Here is a 16141-nt window from a genome sequence, read left to right on the forward strand (position 1 = left end):
GCCCGCTCACTCCTCCCGGAGGTCCAGCGCGACATCGAGGATCGGCGAGGAGTGGGTGAGCGCGCCCACCGACAGGAAGTCCACCCCGGTGGCGGCGTACTCGGCGGCCACCTCCAGGGTCAGCCCACCGGTCGCCTCCAGCTCGGCACGGTCGCCGACCTTCGCCACCACCTCGCGCAGCGTCTCCGGGGACATGTTGTCCAGCAGCAGGAAGTCCGCGCCGGCCTCCACCGCCTCGACCGCCTCGGCGACCGTGTCCACCTCCACCTGCACCGGCACGTCGGGGAAGGTCTCCCGGACCCGCCGGTAGGCCGCCGCCACCCCGCCCGCGGCGAGCTTGTGGTTGTCCTTGATCATGGCGACGTCGTGCAGGCCCATCCGCTTGTTGGTGCCGCCGCCGGCGCGCACCGCGTACTTCTCCAGGGCGCGCAGGCCCGGGGTGGTCTTGCGGGTGTCCAGCACCAGCGCCTTCGTCCCGGCCAGGGCGTCCGCCCAGGCCCGGGTGTGGGTGGCCACCCCGGACATCCGGCAGAGCAGGTTGAGCGCCGTGCGCTCGGCGGTGAGCAGCAGCCGGGTCGGGCCGGTCACCGTGGCCAGCACGTCGCCGCGCGCCACCCGCTGCCCGTCGCGGGCCACCAGCGACACCTCGACGGTACGGCCCGCGCCGGTCACCTCACCGACCAGCTCGAACACGGCGGCGGCCACGGCCAGCCCGGCCACCACGCCGGGGGCCCGGGCGACCAGGTCGGCGGTGTCGGTCTGCGCGTCCGGGATGGTGGCGACGCTGGTGACGTCGAGGAAGTCCGGGCCCAGGTCCTCGGTGAGCGCGTCGACGATCACCCGCCGCACCCGCTCCGGGTCCAGACCGCCCGCCGTCAACGCCTGCTCGGTCGACTCCCTCACCGTGACTCCTCCGTTCGCGACTGCGGGGCTCGCAGGACCGGCTCACTCCTCGCGCTCACCGGGACTCCTCCCACCGGGACGTCAATCTGCCCTGCGTCCCGATCCCGCCGACGAGGTGGCCGCGCCACCGCTCGTCGGCCGTCGGGAAGTCCTCCCGCCAGTGGCAACCCCGGGTCTCCTGGCGGACGTACGCCGCCGCGACCAGCGTCGACGCCACGGTGATCAGGTTCGTCGCCTCCCAGTCGGCGGTCCGCGGGGTGCCCCGCCCCTGGCCCAGTTCGGTCAGCGTGGCGGCCGTCCCGGTGAGGGTGCGCGCCGAGCGGAGCACACCCGCGCCCCGGGTCATCGCCCGTTGCAGGGTCGCGGTGCCCTCGGCCGGGACCACCCCACCCGCGCCGCCCACCCAGGCGCCAATCTCCGCCGGCCGGGCCTGCTCGGGCAGTCCGGCGGCGATGTCCTCGGCGATCCGGCGGGAGAAGACCAGCCCCTCCAGCAGCGAGTTGCTGGCCAGCCGGTTCGCCCCGTGCACGCCGGTGCAGGCGACCTCGCCGCAGGCGTACAGGCCGGGGATGGACGTGCGGCCGCGCAGGTCGGTGCGGACGCCGCCGGAGGCGTAGTGGGCGGCGGGGGCGACCGGGATCAGGTCGGTGGCCGGGTCGACGCCGATGGCCAGGCAGGACGCGACGATGGTCGGGAAGCGCCCGGCGAGGAAGTCCCCGCCGAGGTGGCGGGCGTCCAGCCAGACGTGGTCGGCGCCGGTGGCCAGCAGCACCCGGTGGATGCCCTTGGCGACCACGTCCCGGGGGGCCAGCTCGGCCAGTTCGTGCTGGCCGACCATGAACCGCTTGCCGTCCCCGTCGACCAGGTGCGCGCCCTCGCCGCGCAGCGCCTCGGAGACCAGCGGCTGCTGGGCCAGGCCCGCGCCGGGGACCCGGGCGTGCTCCGGCACGATCAGCGCGGTCGGGTGGAACTGGACGAACTCCACGTCGGTGACCGCCGCGCCGGCCCGCATGGCCAGCGCCACCCCGTCGCCGGTGGAGACCGCCGGGTTGGTGGTCGCCGAGAAGACCTGGCCCATGCCGCCGGTGGCGAGGACCACCGCCCGGGCCAGGATCGCCCCGACGCCGTCCTCGCTGCCCTCGCCGAGCACGTGCAGGGTGATGCCGCAGGCGGGGCCGAGGCCGTCCGGGCCGTCGCCGGGGGCGCGCAGCAGGTCCAGCACCAGGGCGTGCTCGACCAGGCGGATCCACGGGTCGCGGCGGACCGCGGCGTGCAGCGCCCGCTGCACCTCGGCGCCGGTCGCGTCGCCACCGGCGTGCACGATCCGGTCGGCCCGGTGCCCGCCCTCGCGGGTGAGCATCAGCGAGCCGTCCGGGTTGCGGTCGAACTCCGCGCCGATGCGCATCAGCTCCCGCAGCCGGGTCGGCCCCTCCTCGACCAGCACCCGCACCGCGTCCGGATCGCAGAGCCCGACGCCGGCGATCTCGGTGTCCGAGGCGTGCGCGGCCGGGGTGTCGGCCGGATCGAGCACGGCGGCGATGCCACCCTGCGCCCAGCGGGTCGACCCCTCGTCGATGTTGACCTTGGTGACCACCGTGACGTGCAGGCCCGCCTCCCGCAGGTGCAGCGCGGCGGTGAGACCGGCGACCCCGGAGCCGACCACGATCACGTCGGTGGTCTCCACCCAGCCGGGCGCGGGAGCGGCCAGCAGACGGGGCAGGGCCGGCAGGTCGACGGTCGGAAGGTCCATGGACACAGTCAACCCGAAGGGCTCTCGTCCCGGGCGACGGGGGCACGACGAGTGGTTTGGGCTACGACGTCCACTACCGGGTGCGCACGGGCAGGCCGGTGGGGCCGGCGCCCTTGAGCGAGGCGGTCACCGTACGGTCGCTCAGCCAGAGGTAGCAGCGGACGCCCCGGTCACCGACCCGCCAGCGTCCCGCGCCGGGCGGGCGTACCACGACGCCGCTGCGGAAGCGCAGGTTCGCGTCGTCGGGCACCCCGACGTACCGGCCGAGGACGGTGCGGCAGCCGGCGTAGAGCGGGGCCCACTCGGCGTCCCTGCTCGGGTACGGCCGGTCCGGCGCCGCCCACACGCCGACGAACTCCGCGTCGTGCGCAACGCCGCACTCCACCGGGGTGAGGGTCCGCACCCGGCCGGCCCCCTCCGTCGTCCGCTGGCAACCCAGCCGCAGCGGGGAGGGGCCCTTGAGGGCGTCACGCAGGCTGCCGGTGCGGGCCACCACCTTCGCGGCGGCCTCGACCGTGTCCAGTTCGCTCAGGTCGCACCGGAACCAGCGGGAGCCGGCCGCCCAGCCGGGCGCGCTGGGCAGCGCCACGGCCAGCCGCAGCCGCCCGGCCCGCCACTCGTCGCCGACGTACCCGGTGGCCTTCGTGTCGCACTCGGCGAACGCGCCGCGCAGCTCCGGCGAGCCGGTGGCCGGCGGCGCGGCCCGGCCGGCGGGGAACGCGCCCACGTGCACCGTCTCCACCCGGTGCGCCACCGCGCAGTCCACCGGCGCGTACGCCGCCAGGGAGACCGTGTCCGTGAAGTCACCGACCTGGCAGACGCCGGCCTCGGGGGTGAACGGCCCGGGCGCGCCCAGCATCGCCCAGTCGTCGGTCAGGTCGCCGTCGAGTCCACCGGTGCCGGCGCACCCGACGAGCAGCATCCCCGCCACCAACGCGGCGGCCACGCTCCTCATCGCACGGCGCATCGCGGCCTCCCCCAGCCGACGACCGTCGATCCCGACGGTCCGCCCAGACTAACCGCCCCCCACCCCCCGGTGACAGACCGGACTTCCCCGCTCACTCGCCGCGATCCTGCAGGTGTGGTGGGAGGAAACGGTCCTGTCGGGGCGTTCCGCCGAGATCGACGGGACGGGGCGGGAGGGTCAGGAGAGGAGGGCCAGGGGGTTGGGGACGGGGGCGCCGGCGGTGCCGGGGGCGGCGATGGCCGGGTCGGCGCCCAGGTCGACGATCCGGTTGTCGGCGTCGACGTGGACCACCCGGGGCTGGTAGGTGCGCGCCTCGGCGTCGTCCATCTGCCCGTACGAGATCAGGATGACCAGGTCACCGGGGTGCACCAGGTGCGCGGCGGCGCCATTGATGCCGATCACGCCGCTGCCCCGCTCGCCCGGGATCACGTACGTCTCCAGCCGGGCCCCGTTGGTCACGTCCACGATCGCGACCTGCTCGCCCGGAAGCAGGTCGGCGGCGTCGAGCAGATCCTGGTCCACCGTCACCGAGCCGACGTAGTGCAGGTCGGCCTGGGTCACCGTGGCCCGGTGGATCTTCGACTTGAGCATGGTGCGGAACATGGGGCGCCTTTCAGCAGGTGTGGTGGGGGTGGTCAGGAGCGAGGGGTGAGCCGGATCGCCGTGTTGTCGATCAGCCGGGTGCCACCCACCCAGGCCGCGACCAGCAGCCGGGCCGGGCCGGACACCGGGCCCGGCTCCAGGTCCGGGTCGGTGAGCACCAGGTAGTCGAGCTGCGCCTGCGGACCGGCGACGGCGAACGCCCGGTGGGCCGCGCCGAGCACCTCGCCCGCGTCGTACCCCTCGTCGGCGGCGGCGGCCCCGGCCCGCAGTGCGGCCGACAGGCTCAGCGCCGTCCGCCGCTCCTCGGCGGAGAGGTAGCGGTTGCGGCTGGACAACGCCAGGCCGTCCGGCTCCCGCACGGTCGGCACGCCGACCACCTCCACCGGCACGTCCAGGTCGCGGACCATCCGCCGGACGAGGGTGAGCTGCTGGTAGTCCTTCTCGCCGAAGAAGGCGAGCTGCGGCCGGGTCAGCTGGAGCAGCTTCAGCACCACGGTCAGCACGCCGTGGAAGAAGCCGGGCCGGCTCAACCCCTCCAGGTCCTCGCCGAGCTGCCCCGGGTTGACCCGTACCGCCGGCTGCCCCTGCGGGTACATGTCGGCCACCGAGGGGGCGAACACCACGTCGGCCCCGGCCCGGCGGCACACCTCCAGGTCCGCGTCGAGGGTGCGCGGGTACCGGTCGAAGTCCTCGTTCGGCCCGAACTGCAACGGGTTCACGAAGATCGTCACGAGCACGTGGTCGGCCTGCTCCCGGGCCGCCCGGATCAGCGTCTCGTGGCCCTCGTGCAGCGCGCCCATGGTCATCACCACGCCCACCGCGCCGGTCAGACCGTCGCGCGCCTTCGCCAGCTCGGCCCGGGTGTGCACCAGCTCCGTCACGCCGCCACCTCCATTCCCGCCAGCACGTCGAGCAGCGACTCCGCGTCCACCGGCCGCAGTCGGCCCGCCGCGATGGCCCGGTCGGCGCTCCGTCTGGCCAACGCCAGGTAGGGGGCCACCGATTCCGGCGCGGTCTGCGCCAGCCGGGCCAGGTGCCGGCGTACGGTGCCCGCGTCGCCCCGGGAGACCGGCCCGGTCAGCGCGTCGTCACCGAGGCGCAGCGCGTTCTCCAGGGCCGCCCGCAGCAGCGGGGCGAGCACCTTCTCCGGGTTGGTCACCCCGGCGTCGCGCAGCCGGTCGGCCGCCTCGTTGACCAGGGTCACCAGGTGGTTGGCGCCGTGCGCCAGGGCGGCGTGGTACAGCGGCCGGTCCGCCTCGCCGACCCACTCGGGCACCCCACCCAGGTCGGCCACCAGCCGGGCCGCCAGCGGGCGCAGCTGGGCCGGGGCGGTCACCCCGTACGAGATGCCGGCGAGCCGGCCGAGGTCGTCCGGCGTACCGGTGAAGGTCATCGCGGGGTGCAGGGCCAGCGGGTGCGCGCCCACGGCGGCGGCGGGGGCCAGCACGGCCAGCCCGTGCGCGCCGGAGGTGTGCGCGACCACCTGGCCGGGGCGCAGCGCCCTCGTCTCGGCCAGGCCGGCGACCACCGGGGCCAGCGCGTCGTCCGGGACGGCGACGATCAGCAGGTCGGTGGCGGCGCGGGCCACCGAGGTCGCGGAGCGGTTCCGGGCGCCGGGGAGCAGCAGGGCGATCCGGGCCTTGGCGGCGCCGGAGACGCCGGAGGCGGCCACCACCCGGTGCCCGGCGGCGGCGAGCGCGGCGCCCAGCACGGCGCCGACCCGGCCCGCGCCGATGACACCGACGGTGAGGGTACGGGGGAAGGTGAGCGGGGCGCCGGCGGAGGCGCCGCCCGGCGGTACGGCGGCCCCGCGCGGGGCGGCCGGACGCGGGCGCAGCGGTGCGCTCATGGCAACGATCCAGTCCTCGAAGGGGGTACCGGTCGAGGGCAAGTATGCGCCGTGGTTACGGAGCTCGAACAAGGGTGTGTGAAAACCTTCACCGAGGGTGGGACCGGGCCGCTCCGGTTGCGGAATGCGGCCCGCTCCGGGCGTCACCACAGGTCGCGCGGGAATCCGTACCGGCTGAACCGTAGGGTCGGCACGGTGACGCACCCTGAACCCGGGACGAACTGATGTCGATGCGCTGGCGGGACGCGATGGACCGGGCCCTGTACGGGCCGGGCGGCTTCTTCGTCGCCGGGTCCGGGCCGGCCGCGCACTTCCGCACCAGCGTGCACGCCTCGCCGGTCCTCGCCTCGGCGCTGCACCGCCTGCTCACCCGGGTCGACGCCACCCTCGACCATCCGGCTCGCCTGGATCTGGTCGACGTCGGGGCCGGTCGGGGTGAGCTGCTGGTCGCGTTGCTCCGGGCCGTGAGGGCTCCGGCGTCGCCGCCCGCCGGCCCGGGGTCCGCGCCGCCGGTCCCGCTCGCCGACCGGGTACGCCTCGTCGCCGTCGAGAAGGCGCCCCGGCCCGACGACCTTCCCGAGCCGATCGGGTGGACCGACGAGATCCCCGCCGGCATCGTCGGGCTGCTGGTCGCCACCGAGTGGCTGGACAACGTGCCGCTCGACGTGGCCGTGCCCACCCCGGACGGCTGGCGGTACCTGCTGGTCGACCCGGCCACCGGCGCGGAGACCGTGGGCGACCCGGTCGAGCCGGCCGACCGGGCGTGGCTCGACCGGTGGTGGCCGGTGCCGGCGGACGGCACAGGTGCGCCCGGAGCGACCGGGCCGGGGCTCCGGGCGGCGGCGGGACCGAGCCCGACCACCCGGAGCCGCCCGGCACCCCCGCCCACGGTCCACGGGAGGGCCGAGATCGGACGGACCCGCGACGAGGCGTGGGCGGCGGCCGTCGGCCGGATCGACCGGGGGCTGGCGTTGGCCGTGGACTACGGACACCTGAGGGACCAGCGGCCGGTCGGCGGGACGCTGACCGGGTACCGGGGTGGGCGACAGGTGCCGCCGGTGCCGGACGGGTCGTGCGACGTCACCGCGCACGTCGCCCTGGACTCGGTCGCCTCCGCCGGTGCGCGGGTCGCCCGGTGCGCGTACTCGCTGGGGTCGCAGCGGGAGGCGCTGCGGGCGCTCGGGGCCGACGGCGGGCGACCACCGCTCGGCCTGGCCTCGGTCGACCCCGCCGGGTACGTGCGGGCGCTGGCCGCCGCGTCGGCGGTCGCCGAACTGACCGACCCGGCCGGCCTCGGCGGGCACCACTGGCTCCGGCAGCCGGTCGGCGTCGCCGCCGATCCCCTCATGGCACGATGACGGGCATGACCACGGACGTGGGCGACCTCCGCGAACTGACCGTCGGCACCGGCGCGGGCGGGGAGCAGCTCGGCGCCGACATGGTGCTCAACATCGGCCCGCAGCACCCCTCCACGCACGGTGTGCTCCGGCTGAGGCTGGTGCTCGACGGCGAGCGGGTGGTCGCCGCCGAGCCGATCGTCGGTTACATGCACCGGGGGGCGGAGAAGCTCTTCGAGGTCCGGGACTACCGGCAGATCATCGTGCTGGCGAACCGGCACGACTGGCTGTCCGCCTTCTCCAACGAGTTGGGCGTGGTGCTCGCCGTGGAGCGGCTGATGGGCATGGAGGTGCCCGAGCGGGCCACCTGGCTGCGGATGGCGCTGGCCGAGCTGAACCGGGTGCTCAACCACCTGATGTTCCTCGGCTCGTACCCGCTGGAGATCGGCGCGATCACGCCCGTCTTCTACGCGTTCCGGGAACGGGAGACCATCCAGGCGGTGATGGAGGAGGTCTCCGGCGGCCGGATCCACTACATGTTCAACCGGGTCGGCGGCCTGAAGGAGGAGGTGCCGGCCGGCTGGACCGGCCGCGCCCGGGCCGCGATCGGCGAGGTGCGCCGGCGGATGCCCGACCTGGACGACCTCATCCGGCGCAACGAGATCTTCCTGGCCCGCACCGTCGGGGTGGGGGTGCTCACGGCCGCCGACGCCGCCGCGTTCGGCGCGTCCGGCCCGGTCGCCCGGGCCTCCGGCCTCGACCTGGACCTGCGCCGCGACGAGCCCTACCTGGCGTACGACCAGCTCGACGTGCCGGTGGTCACCCGTACCGCCGGGGACTGCCACGCCCGCTTCGAGGTGCTGCTCGACCAGGTGTACGCCTCGCTCGACCTCGCCGAGCAGTGCCTGGACCGGGTGGACCGGCTCACCGGGCCGGTCAACACCCGGCTGCCCAAGGTGGTCAAGGCCCCCGAGGGCCACACCTACGCCTGGACCGAGAACCCGCTCGGGATCAACGGCTACTACCTGGTGTCCCGGGGCGAGAAGACGCCGTGGCGGCTCAAGCTGCGCACCGCGTCGTACGCCAACGTGCAGGCGCTGGCCAGCCTGCTCCCCGGTTGCCTGGTGCCGGACCTGATCGCCATCCTCGGCTCGATGTTCTTCGTGGTCGGCGACATCGACAAGTGACCCGTCCCGCCCGTGCGGCGGTCGGGTCGCCGGCCGGTGCGGCGGGGCGGGCAGGTCAGCGCCAGCGGCCGCCGGCGCGCGGGGCCTCGTCCTGCGGCGGGTAGCCGTACCCCTCACCGCCACCCCACCGCTGGCGGTCCGACGACTCCGGCTCGGGCGCCCGCCACGCGTCGACCGGCTCCCGCGGCGCGGGTGGCCGCCACTGCCCGGCCGGCTGCTGCGGGCTCCACTGCTCCTCGGCGGGCTGCCAGCCGGCCGCCGACGTCCGCCACTCCTGCGGCACGGGCACCCCGCCCTGCGGCAGCGCCGGCCGGTCCTCCGGCTCGGTCCAGCCGCCGCCGTACCGGTCGCCCGACTGGCGCGGCTCGTCCTGGCGCACCGACGCCCAACGGTCCTGCATCCGGAACTCCGCGCCGTCGGCGTGCACCTCGGCCCGCCGCTCCCCGACCCGCACCTCGCGGGCGCGCCCGTCCTCGCGTACCTGGGCCCACCGGTCCCCGACCCGCACCCCGGACCAGCCCTCGTCCGCCGAGTACGACCCACCGGCCCAGGAACCGTCGGCGCGGTCGTCGGACCGCCCGTCCCAGGACCGCTCCTCCGGCCACGACCGCTCCTCGGCCGGCCCGCCCGACCAGGCCCGCTCGTCGCGCTGGCCGGCCCAGGGTCGCTCGTCACGCTGGCCCGCCCGGGCGTGGTCCGGCTCGGGCGCGTTCCACGACGGCTCCTCGCCGGCCGGCGACCAGCGGCCGGTGTACCCGCCGTAGCTGCCGGCGACCCCCGGATCGGCGCCGTCGACGACGGTGTGCCGGGTGGTCACGTGCACCGTCTCGGTGTGCCGCACCACCGGGCGGCCCCCGGGGTCGGGGGCGGCCGCCCGGGCCGAGCCGTACACATTGGCCTGGCCTGCGGCGGGACGGTCGGTGGCGTACCGGCTGCCGGCCGGCTCGTCGTCCCGGTCGGCGGTCGCCCGACCCCAGGCCGGGCTCTCCTCGGCGGCGCGACGCCGTCCGCCCGCCGCGTCGTCGTGGGGCTCCGGGGCCGGCACCCGCGCGCGGCCGGCGCCGGCCGGCTCCTCCACCCCGGTCAGCCCGGCGGCGGCGGCGATCCCGGCAGCGGCGGCGTCGAGCCGACGACGCAACGCCGAGACCTGGTCGTCGACCCGCTGTGCGTGGTCGAGCGCCTGGTTGCCGCGCTGGGCGGCGGCCACGATCTCGGAACGCAACTCCCGGCGCAGCTGCTCCAGCTCGTCGAGGAACTCCTCGCTGCGCGCCGGACCACCCGAGTCGTTGCGCAGCGCGATCGACAGGCCGATCAGGACCACGGCCATGATGGCCAGCACGGCGGCGAACCGCAGCGGGCCGTTGCCGTCGGCGACCAGCAGGATCAGCGCCGCGATCGGCGCGATCGCCACGCCGATCCAGAACAGGACGGTCAGCAGCTGGGGGTTGCGCTGCTCGGGGAGAGCCGGGGCGGGCATGGGTGTGGAGCCTACCGACAGATGCCCTGGCTGGGAACGGTCCCGACAGCCGGAATCCCCGGTCAGGGGTGGCGCCCGCTGCACCGCGCCACCCCTGACGCGCAGGTGGGCGGCAGGGCGCGACGGGTGACGGCGCCCGGGCGCGGCCGTACGGACCGGCCGCGCCCGGGGACGGGTCAGCTCGTGGCGAGCGCGCCGTCGGAGGAGAAGACCAGGCCGACGCTGGCGCTGCCGGTCTTCAGCGCGTTCTTGGTCTGCGGACCGCCGGCGTCCAGCGAGCTGAACGAGCCGGCCTTGAAGTCGTAGACCTGCACCAGGCCGGCCTGGCACTTGGGGCGCTGCGGGCACTCCGGCGGACCGGCCAGCACCGTCGCCTGGCCGGAGCACTTCGCGGCCAGGTCGGAGAGGGTCTTCAGGCCGTACTTGTCGGCGAAGGCCTTGGTGACGGCGAAGGCGTTCTGGTCCTGGGCGGCGGCGGGAGCGCCGAAGACGATGCCGGCCTTGTCCCCGGCGGCCTTCAACGCGGTGACGGTCTTGTCCAGGTCGGGCGAGGACACCGGGGTGGCGTCCTTGCCGTTGGCCTTGGTGTTGAGGAACTCGGCCATGGTCGCCGCGTACTCGGGGACGACCTGGATCTCGCCCTTCTCCAGCGCCGGCTCGTAGAGCTCCCGGTTGCCGATCTGCTGCACCTTGACCTGGTACCCGGCCGCGGTGAGGGCGATGTTGTACAGCTCGGCCAACGTCTGGCTCTCGGAGAAGTTGCCGGCGCCCACGACGATCGGGCCACCGGGGCCCTTGGCGATGCCGGTGGTGAGGCCGTTGGCCGAGGCGAACTCCTCGGCGGCGGCCTTCGGGGTCTTGCGGTCGACGTCGACGGCCTTGTTGAGCGCGATCAGCTTCGGCGTGTCCAGCGCCGCGGAGACCTTGTCCAGTGCGGCGATGAGCTGCGGGTTCGCCGCCTTGGCGTTGACCGCGGGGATGATGTTGTCGGTGTTCTGGAGCTTCTTGTCGTCGTCGAGGACGACCAGTTGGTCACCCGCGACCGGGGCGCAGCCCGCCCCGGCGGCGCCCGGCTCGGGCGCGTCCGTGCCGGAGGAACCGGCGTCCCCACAGCCGGTGAGCAGCCCGGCCACCGTGAGGGCGCCGACCGCGCCGACCGCCACCCGTGTCCGTACGCGCATGTGTTGCCCGCCTCCCGTGTCCCGGCGCGGCCCTCCCGGGGCCGGCCGCGTGTCCGACGGGCGATCCGGTCGGGCCGCCCGCGAGGTCCAGCCAATATCCTCCGGCTCCGACCGACAAACCCGAACCGGATTTCGTCACCGGTTCGTCACCTCGGGCGATCAGGCGCCCGCCGTGGCGTCCGCCGCCCGCCGGTTCGCCGCCCGCCGGGCCCGCCGCAGCGGGCGCGGGGTGACCACCCGCTCGACCAGCGCGAGGATCCCCTCGACCAGCAGGGCCAGCCCGGCGACCAGCAGGCCCCCGGCGATGATCTGCCCGCCGCCGGCCGCGATGTCCAGCCCGAAGCCGGCCCGGATGATCTGCCCGAGGCCGCCGCCGTTGACGAACGAGGCGAGCGCGGCGGTCGCCACCACCTGCACCGTGGCGGTCCGGAAGCCGGCGGCCAGGTACGGCACGGCGAGCGGCAGCTCCACCCGGCGCAGCACCTGCCCGCCCGACAGCCCCATCCCCCGGGCCGCGTCCCGGGCCTCCGGGTCGGCCTGCCGCACCCCCGTGTACGCGTTGGCCAGCAGCGGCGGCACCGCGAACACCGCCAGCGCCACCACCACCGCCGGCCGGCCGAAGCCGAGGAAGGTCAGCGGCAGGATGGTCAGCAGCGCCAGGGTGGGGATCGCGAGGCTGACGTTGGAGACCAGCAGCACCAGGCCGCCGCCGCGCCCGGTGTGCCCGAGCCAGAGCCCGACCGGCCAGGCCACCAGGCAGCCGAGCAGCACCGCGGCGGCGGACATGCTCAGGTGCTCGCCGAGCCGGTCCAGGATCCCGCCCGGGTTGGTCCAGTTGAGCGGGTCGTTGAGCCAGACCACGGCCTGCTGCACCGGGTTCATCGCGTCCGCCTCCCCGCCGCGTCGGCGTCCGTCGCGCCCGTGCCCGTCACCGCGCCCCTGGCGCTCATCCGGTCCGGCTCCGCAGCCACGGCGTCAGCAGCCGGCCGATCCCGGCGAGGACCAGGTCCAGCACCAGGGCGAGCAGGACGCAGAGCAGCGTCCCGGTCATGATCTGCGCCTTGTAGAAGTTGTTCTGGAAACCGGCGAAGATGAGCTGCCCCAGCCCGCCCCGGCCGACCACCACCCCGACGGTGACCAGGGCGACCGTGGAGACCGTGGCGAGGCGTACCCCGGTGAGGATGCCGGGCAGGGCCAGCGGCAGGTCCACCCGGAACAGTCGGGCCCACCGGCCGTACCCCATCCCCTCGGCCGCGTCGCGTACCTCGGGCGGCACCTGGTTCAGCCCCGCCACCGCGTTGCGCACGATCACCAGCAGCGCGTACAGCACCACGACGGTGAGCACGGTGACCGCGCCGATGCCCAGGTACGGGGCGAGGAAGGCGAACAGCGCCAGCGACGGGACCGTGTACAGCACCCCGGTGAGTGCGAGAATCGGGCCGGCGAGGCCGCGGTACCAGTACGCGGCCACCGCCAGCGGCAACGCCACCAGGGCGGCGATCAGCACCGCCCGGCCGGTCAGCGAGGCGTGCTCCCGCAGCGCCGCCAGGATCGTGTCAGAGTTGTCCCGCACGTACTGCCAGGAGAACCAGGGGTTGCCCGGCTCGGCCCGGAGACTCAGGTGGAAGGACACACGTGGACGTTACCCCGGGGGGCGCCGGCGACGCCGGACACCGCGCGGCATCGATCACCCTCGACGGCATCCGGAAGCGCTACCCGGACGGAACCGAGGCCGTACGGGAGCTGAGCCTGGAGGTGAAGGCCGGCGAGCTGGTGGTGCTGATCGGCCCGTCCGGCTGCGGCAAGTCCACTGTGCTGCGCATGGTGAACCGGCTGATCGAGCCGACCGGCGGCCGGATCCTGCTCGGCGACGAGGACATCACCCGGGTCGACCCGGTACGGCTGCGCCGCCGGATCGGCTACGTCATCCAGAACGTGGGCCTCTTCCCGCACCAGACGGTGAGCGCCAACGTGGGCACCGTGCCCCGGCTGCTCGGCTGGCCGAAGGAGCGGATCCGCCGGCGCACCGGCGAGCTGCTGGAACTGGTCGGTCTGGACCCGGCCCAGTTCGGCCGGCGCTACCCGCACGAGCTGTCCGGCGGGCAGCGGCAGCGGGTCGGGGTGGCCCGGGCGCTCGCCGCCGACCCGGTGGTGCTGCTGATGGACGAGCCGTTCTCGGCGGTCGACCCGATCGTCCGGACCCGGTTGCAGGAGGAGTTCCTCCGCCTCCAGGCCGAGGTCCGCAAGACCATCGTGCTGGTCACCCACGACCTCGACGAGGCGGTCCGGCTCGGCGACCGGATCGCGGTGCTCTCCGAGGGCGGCCGGCTGGAGCAGTACGACTCCCCTGGGGCCCTGCTCGGCGCGCCCGCCTCGCCGTTCGTCCGCGAGTTCGTCGGCGCCGACCGGGGCGTCCGCCGGCTCGCGGTCACCCCGGTGCCCCGGGACGCGCTCGCCCCGGTCCCGCCGGACCGGACCGGCCTGCCCACCGTGGCGCTGGGCGGCTCGGCGTACGACGCGCTGGCCGCGATGCTCACCGCCGGCACGGACGCGGTTCTGGTGACCGTGGACGGCGAGCCGGTCGGCGCCCTCGACCGGACCGGGGCGCTGGAGCTGAGCCGGGCCTGAACCCGGGCCCCGCGTCGGGTCGGCCTACCGGCCGGGGCTCAGGCCCGGCCGCCGAGGCTGGCCAGGCCGATGATCCAGCCGGCGAAGAAGCCGTACGTGGCCCCGGTGCCGGTGGTCTCGAAGTCGGCGAGCAGGGTGCCGCCGGAGGTCAGCAGCGCCGCCAACAGGGTGGCCACCCCGCCGGCCAGCACGTACGCGGCCCAGCCGGAGAAGAACTGGCTCAGCGAGCCCTGCACCCGGGCCACCTGCGAGGCGGGCAGCAGGTAGAGGAAGGTCACCGCGAACACCAGCAGCAGGACGGCCCGCGCGTCGGTGGCGAGCAGGCTCTGCTCCGGGTCGGTCGACTCCAGCCGCCAGGCCGGCCACGCCAGCAGCCGCAGGAACCAGCCGCCGGCCGAGTTCGGGTCGGTGTTGCCCTCGGCCCAGTCGACGTACCACGGGCTGCCGCACACCACGACCAGGATCAGCGTGGCGAGGGCGCCCGTGCCGGCGGCGGTGCCGTACCCCCGGACGGTCGAGGAGCGGTTGGTGAGGGCCATGCGGCGGGAAGTTCCCGAGCCGCCCGGGCGGGCAAACCTCCGCCAACCGGCGGTACGACCGTTCAGTGCTTCATCAGGTAGTCGATGAACGCGGCCCGCAGCAGCGGCGCCGACTCCTCGTAGCCGTGCCCGGTCAGCTCCCGCCACAGCGCGGCGGCCTCGTCGATGGTCGGCCCGACCGAGTTGGGCGCCCCGTCCAGGGCGGCGGCCTCGTCGGCGTTGGGCAGGTGCCGCAGCACCGACCAGAAGAAGCCCACGTCACGCCGCTCCCTGGCCAGCACGAACGCCCGCTCCCGCAACTCCTCGGTGGAGAGCGCGTCGAGCTCGTCGAAGGTGCGGCCGGTGCCGGCGGAAGGAGTCTCGGTCATGCCCGCGAGCCTAACCGGCGAGATCACCGGCGGCGCGTCGGACGCGACGCTCAGCGGTCCCGGTCGTCCCAGCGCCCGGGCCCGGTGTCCCAGCGGGGGGCCTCCCACGGGTCGGGCGGGGTGTCCGTGGCCGGGGTGGGCAGCGCCGGGGTCCAGGTGTCGGCCGGGCCGGGACGGGCCAGCGTCCAGCCGGAGCTGATCGAGCCGTCGGAGACGGGGACGACCTCCACCGGTTCGCCGGGTGCCGCGCGCGGCCGGCCGTACGCCTCGACCAGCCGGGTCACCACCAGCCCGACGGCCAGGGCGGCGCCGCCGACGGCCCAGCGGCTGAGCGTCCGGCCCTCCGCCGCCGTCCAGGCCAGCAGGACGACGACCAGGCTCACCGCGAGCAGGGTGCCGAGGACGCCTCCACGCCGGCCGTACGCGCTGGTGCCACCGAGCATCGCGACGCCCACCGCGAGCACCGTCCAGTCCAGCCCCGTCGCCGGCACGACCGGGCCGGTCCCGTTCGCCGCGAGCAGCGCCCCGGCCAGCATGGCGAGCACGGTCGAGCAGACCAGCGCGGTCGCGGTCACCACGGCCGCCACCGTGCCCCGACGGCGGGCCGGGTCGACCACCGGCCGGAAGCGGCCGACCAGCCGCCGGACCGCCCGGATCGCGCCGAAGAGCCCGGCCAGCACGCTGACGGCCGCGAAGCCGGCGAAGAGACGGACGGCGACGGCGCGCGGGTCGTGGTCGCCCTGGAGGGCCACCGGGGCGGTGCGCTGCTCGATCCAGACGATCACCCCCGCCGCGCCGGCGAGGCTGGCCGCCCAGCCGGGCACGTGCAGGACCACCACCGCGAGGGCCAGCGCGAGCCCGCCGAGCGCGGCGACCGCCAGGGCGGGGACCAGCGCCTCCTGGAGCCCCCGGTCGCCCTGCTCGGCGAGGTGCAGCCCGGCGGCGACCGCGACCGGGCCGACGGCGAGGTTCACCGCGGCGGTGCGCAGGCTCAGCCCGGCGGCGAGGGCGAGCAGGCCGAGGGCGACGACGTCGACCAGGAAGGTGCGCAGCCGGTCCCCGCGCAGGGCGTCGGCGTCGACCTGCCAGAGCAGGTAGGCGAGCCCGGCCAGCGCGAGCAGGAGCAGCAGCTCCCACACCACGTGCACGGCGACCCGGTCCCGGCCCGGCTCGCCGTGGGTGGGGTCGTCGAAGACGTTCTCCAGCACGGCGGTGGGCACGCCCTGCTCGGCCGACGCGGCCCGGCCCGGTTGGTCGTACGCCATGCCGCGCGCCTCCCCCTGCCGGCCGTCCCCGTCGACGGCCGCCTGCAATCGGTCGTCAGGGACGGTACCTGCGCGGTACGACCCGGC

The 16141-nt window shown here is 75.6% G+C and carries 16 protein-coding genes; 3 read left to right on the top strand and 13 right to left on the bottom strand.

Going from position 1 to position 16141, the window contains the following annotated elements; translation table 11 throughout:
* Positions 1 to 6 precede the first annotated feature (6 nt).
* The 6 genes from nadC to GA0070614_RS14330 form a co-directional block, all read right to left on the bottom strand.
* Positions 7 to 903 (bottom strand): carboxylating nicotinate-nucleotide diphosphorylase, encoded by an 897-nt coding sequence (gene nadC, locus GA0070614_RS14305; RefSeq protein ID WP_088976423.1) that lies wholly within the window; start codon positions 901 to 903, stop codon positions 7 to 9.
* A 55-nt stretch (positions 904 to 958) separates the two neighbouring features.
* Positions 959 to 2653 carry an L-aspartate oxidase gene (locus GA0070614_RS14310; protein WP_088976424.1) on the bottom strand — a complete coding sequence of 565 codons (1695 nt, stop codon included), beginning with the start codon at positions 2651 to 2653 and terminating at the stop codon, positions 959 to 961.
* A gap of 73 nt (positions 2654 to 2726) precedes the next feature.
* On the bottom strand, positions 2727 to 3620 hold the full coding sequence (locus GA0070614_RS14315) for a septum formation family protein (protein WP_088976425.1): 894 nt from the start codon (positions 3618 to 3620) through the stop codon (positions 2727 to 2729).
* A 177-nt stretch (positions 3621 to 3797) separates the two neighbouring features.
* Positions 3798 to 4223 carry an aspartate 1-decarboxylase gene (panD, locus tag GA0070614_RS14320; protein WP_088976426.1) on the bottom strand — a complete coding sequence of 142 codons (426 nt, stop codon included), beginning with the start codon at positions 4221 to 4223 and terminating at the stop codon, positions 3798 to 3800.
* Between the two features lie 32 nt (positions 4224 to 4255).
* Entirely contained in the window at positions 4256 to 5104 is an 849-nt protein-coding gene (panC, locus tag GA0070614_RS14325) for a pantoate--beta-alanine ligase (protein ID WP_088976427.1), read from the bottom strand.
* Positions 5101 to 6072: a Rossmann-like and DUF2520 domain-containing protein gene (locus GA0070614_RS14330; protein ID WP_088976428.1), complete on the bottom strand. Its 972-nt coding sequence runs from the start codon at positions 6070 to 6072 to the stop codon at positions 5101 to 5103. The genes panC and GA0070614_RS14330 overlap by 4 nt, the downstream gene beginning before the upstream one ends.
* A gap of 224 nt (positions 6073 to 6296) precedes the next feature.
* On the opposite strand from GA0070614_RS14330, the gene GA0070614_RS14335 reads away from it, so the two are divergent.
* Both GA0070614_RS14335 and GA0070614_RS14340 read left to right on the top strand, forming a co-directional pair.
* Positions 6297 to 7430, top strand: coding sequence for an SAM-dependent methyltransferase (locus GA0070614_RS14335; RefSeq protein WP_088976429.1), 1134 nt, complete (start codon positions 6297 to 6299; stop codon positions 7428 to 7430).
* Entirely contained in the window at positions 7427 to 8596 is a 1170-nt protein-coding gene (locus GA0070614_RS14340) for an NADH-quinone oxidoreductase subunit D (protein ID WP_172892435.1), read from the top strand. The genes GA0070614_RS14335 and GA0070614_RS14340 overlap by 4 nt, the downstream gene beginning before the upstream one ends.
* Before the next feature lie 55 nt (positions 8597 to 8651).
* On the opposite strand, the gene GA0070614_RS14345 is transcribed toward GA0070614_RS14340, so the two are convergent.
* The 4 genes from GA0070614_RS14345 to GA0070614_RS14360 form a co-directional block, all read right to left on the bottom strand.
* Positions 8652 to 10073, bottom strand: a complete 1422-nt coding sequence (locus tag GA0070614_RS14345) for a hypothetical protein (RefSeq protein WP_197701444.1) — start codon at positions 10071 to 10073, stop codon at positions 8652 to 8654.
* Between the two features lie 176 nt (positions 10074 to 10249).
* Positions 10250 to 11254 (bottom strand): glycine betaine ABC transporter substrate-binding protein, encoded by a 1005-nt coding sequence (locus GA0070614_RS14350; protein WP_088976431.1) that lies wholly within the window; start codon positions 11252 to 11254, stop codon positions 10250 to 10252.
* Positions 11255 to 11413: 159 nt separating this feature from the next.
* Positions 11414 to 12136 (bottom strand): ABC transporter permease, encoded by a 723-nt coding sequence (locus tag GA0070614_RS14355; RefSeq protein WP_088976432.1) that lies wholly within the window; start codon positions 12134 to 12136, stop codon positions 11414 to 11416.
* Between the two features lie 64 nt (positions 12137 to 12200).
* Positions 12201 to 12887, bottom strand: coding sequence for an ABC transporter permease (locus GA0070614_RS14360; RefSeq protein WP_088976433.1), 687 nt, complete (start codon positions 12885 to 12887; stop codon positions 12201 to 12203).
* A gap of 2 nt (positions 12888 to 12889) precedes the next feature.
* On the opposite strand from GA0070614_RS14360, the gene GA0070614_RS14365 reads away from it, so the two are divergent.
* Entirely contained in the window at positions 12890 to 13882 is a 993-nt protein-coding gene (locus GA0070614_RS14365) for an ABC transporter ATP-binding protein (protein WP_088976434.1), read from the top strand.
* A gap of 38 nt (positions 13883 to 13920) precedes the next feature.
* On the opposite strand, the gene GA0070614_RS14370 is transcribed toward GA0070614_RS14365, so the two are convergent.
* The 3 genes from GA0070614_RS14370 to GA0070614_RS14380 all read right to left on the bottom strand — a co-directional run bounded on the left by GA0070614_RS14370 (position 13921) and on the right by GA0070614_RS14380 (position 16054).
* Positions 13921 to 14421, bottom strand: a complete 501-nt coding sequence (locus GA0070614_RS14370) for a hypothetical protein (protein WP_088976435.1) — start codon at positions 14419 to 14421, stop codon at positions 13921 to 13923.
* Positions 14422 to 14483: 62 nt separating this feature from the next.
* Positions 14484 to 14789 carry a hypothetical protein gene (locus GA0070614_RS14375; protein WP_088976436.1) on the bottom strand — a complete coding sequence of 102 codons (306 nt, stop codon included), beginning with the start codon at positions 14787 to 14789 and terminating at the stop codon, positions 14484 to 14486.
* A gap of 50 nt (positions 14790 to 14839) precedes the next feature.
* Positions 14840 to 16054, bottom strand: a complete 1215-nt coding sequence (locus tag GA0070614_RS14380; protein WP_088979436.1) for an ABC transporter permease — start codon at positions 16052 to 16054, stop codon at positions 14840 to 14842.
* Positions 16055 to 16141: the final 87 nt, after the last annotated feature.

Source organism: Micromonospora coxensis (assembly GCF_900090295.1).
In the GTDB taxonomy this organism is placed as follows: Bacteria; Actinomycetota; Actinomycetes; order Mycobacteriales; family Micromonosporaceae; genus Micromonospora; species Micromonospora coxensis.

Coding starts and splice junctions, on each gene's coding strand:
- GA0070614_RS14340 (WP_172892435.1), top strand. CDS start 7,427: ATGACGGGCATGACCACGGACGTGGGCGACCTCCGCGAACTGACCGTC.
- GA0070614_RS14335 (WP_088976429.1), top strand. CDS start 6,297: ATGTCGATGCGCTGGCGGGACGCGATGGACCGGGCCCTGTACGGGCCG.
- GA0070614_RS14345 (WP_197701444.1), bottom strand. CDS start 10,073: ATGCCCGCCCCGGCTCTCCCCGAGCAGCGCAACCCCCAGCTGCTGACC.
- GA0070614_RS14350 (WP_088976431.1), bottom strand. CDS start 11,254: ATGCGCGTACGGACACGGGTGGCGGTCGGCGCGGTCGGCGCCCTCACG.
- GA0070614_RS14330 (WP_088976428.1), bottom strand. CDS start 6,072: ATGAGCGCACCGCTGCGCCCGCGTCCGGCCGCCCCGCGCGGGGCCGCC.
- panD (WP_088976426.1), bottom strand. CDS start 4,223: ATGTTCCGCACCATGCTCAAGTCGAAGATCCACCGGGCCACGGTGACC.
- GA0070614_RS14375 (WP_088976436.1), bottom strand. CDS start 14,789: ATGACCGAGACTCCTTCCGCCGGCACCGGCCGCACCTTCGACGAGCTC.
- GA0070614_RS14380 (WP_088979436.1), bottom strand. CDS start 16,054: ATGGCGTACGACCAACCGGGCCGGGCCGCGTCGGCCGAGCAGGGCGTG.
- GA0070614_RS14315 (WP_088976425.1), bottom strand. CDS start 3,620: ATGCGCCGTGCGATGAGGAGCGTGGCCGCCGCGTTGGTGGCGGGGATG.
- GA0070614_RS14310 (WP_088976424.1), bottom strand. CDS start 2,653: ATGGACCTTCCGACCGTCGACCTGCCGGCCCTGCCCCGTCTGCTGGCC.
- GA0070614_RS14370 (WP_088976435.1), bottom strand. CDS start 14,421: ATGGCCCTCACCAACCGCTCCTCGACCGTCCGGGGGTACGGCACCGCC.
- GA0070614_RS14355 (WP_088976432.1), bottom strand. CDS start 12,136: ATGAACCCGGTGCAGCAGGCCGTGGTCTGGCTCAACGACCCGCTCAAC.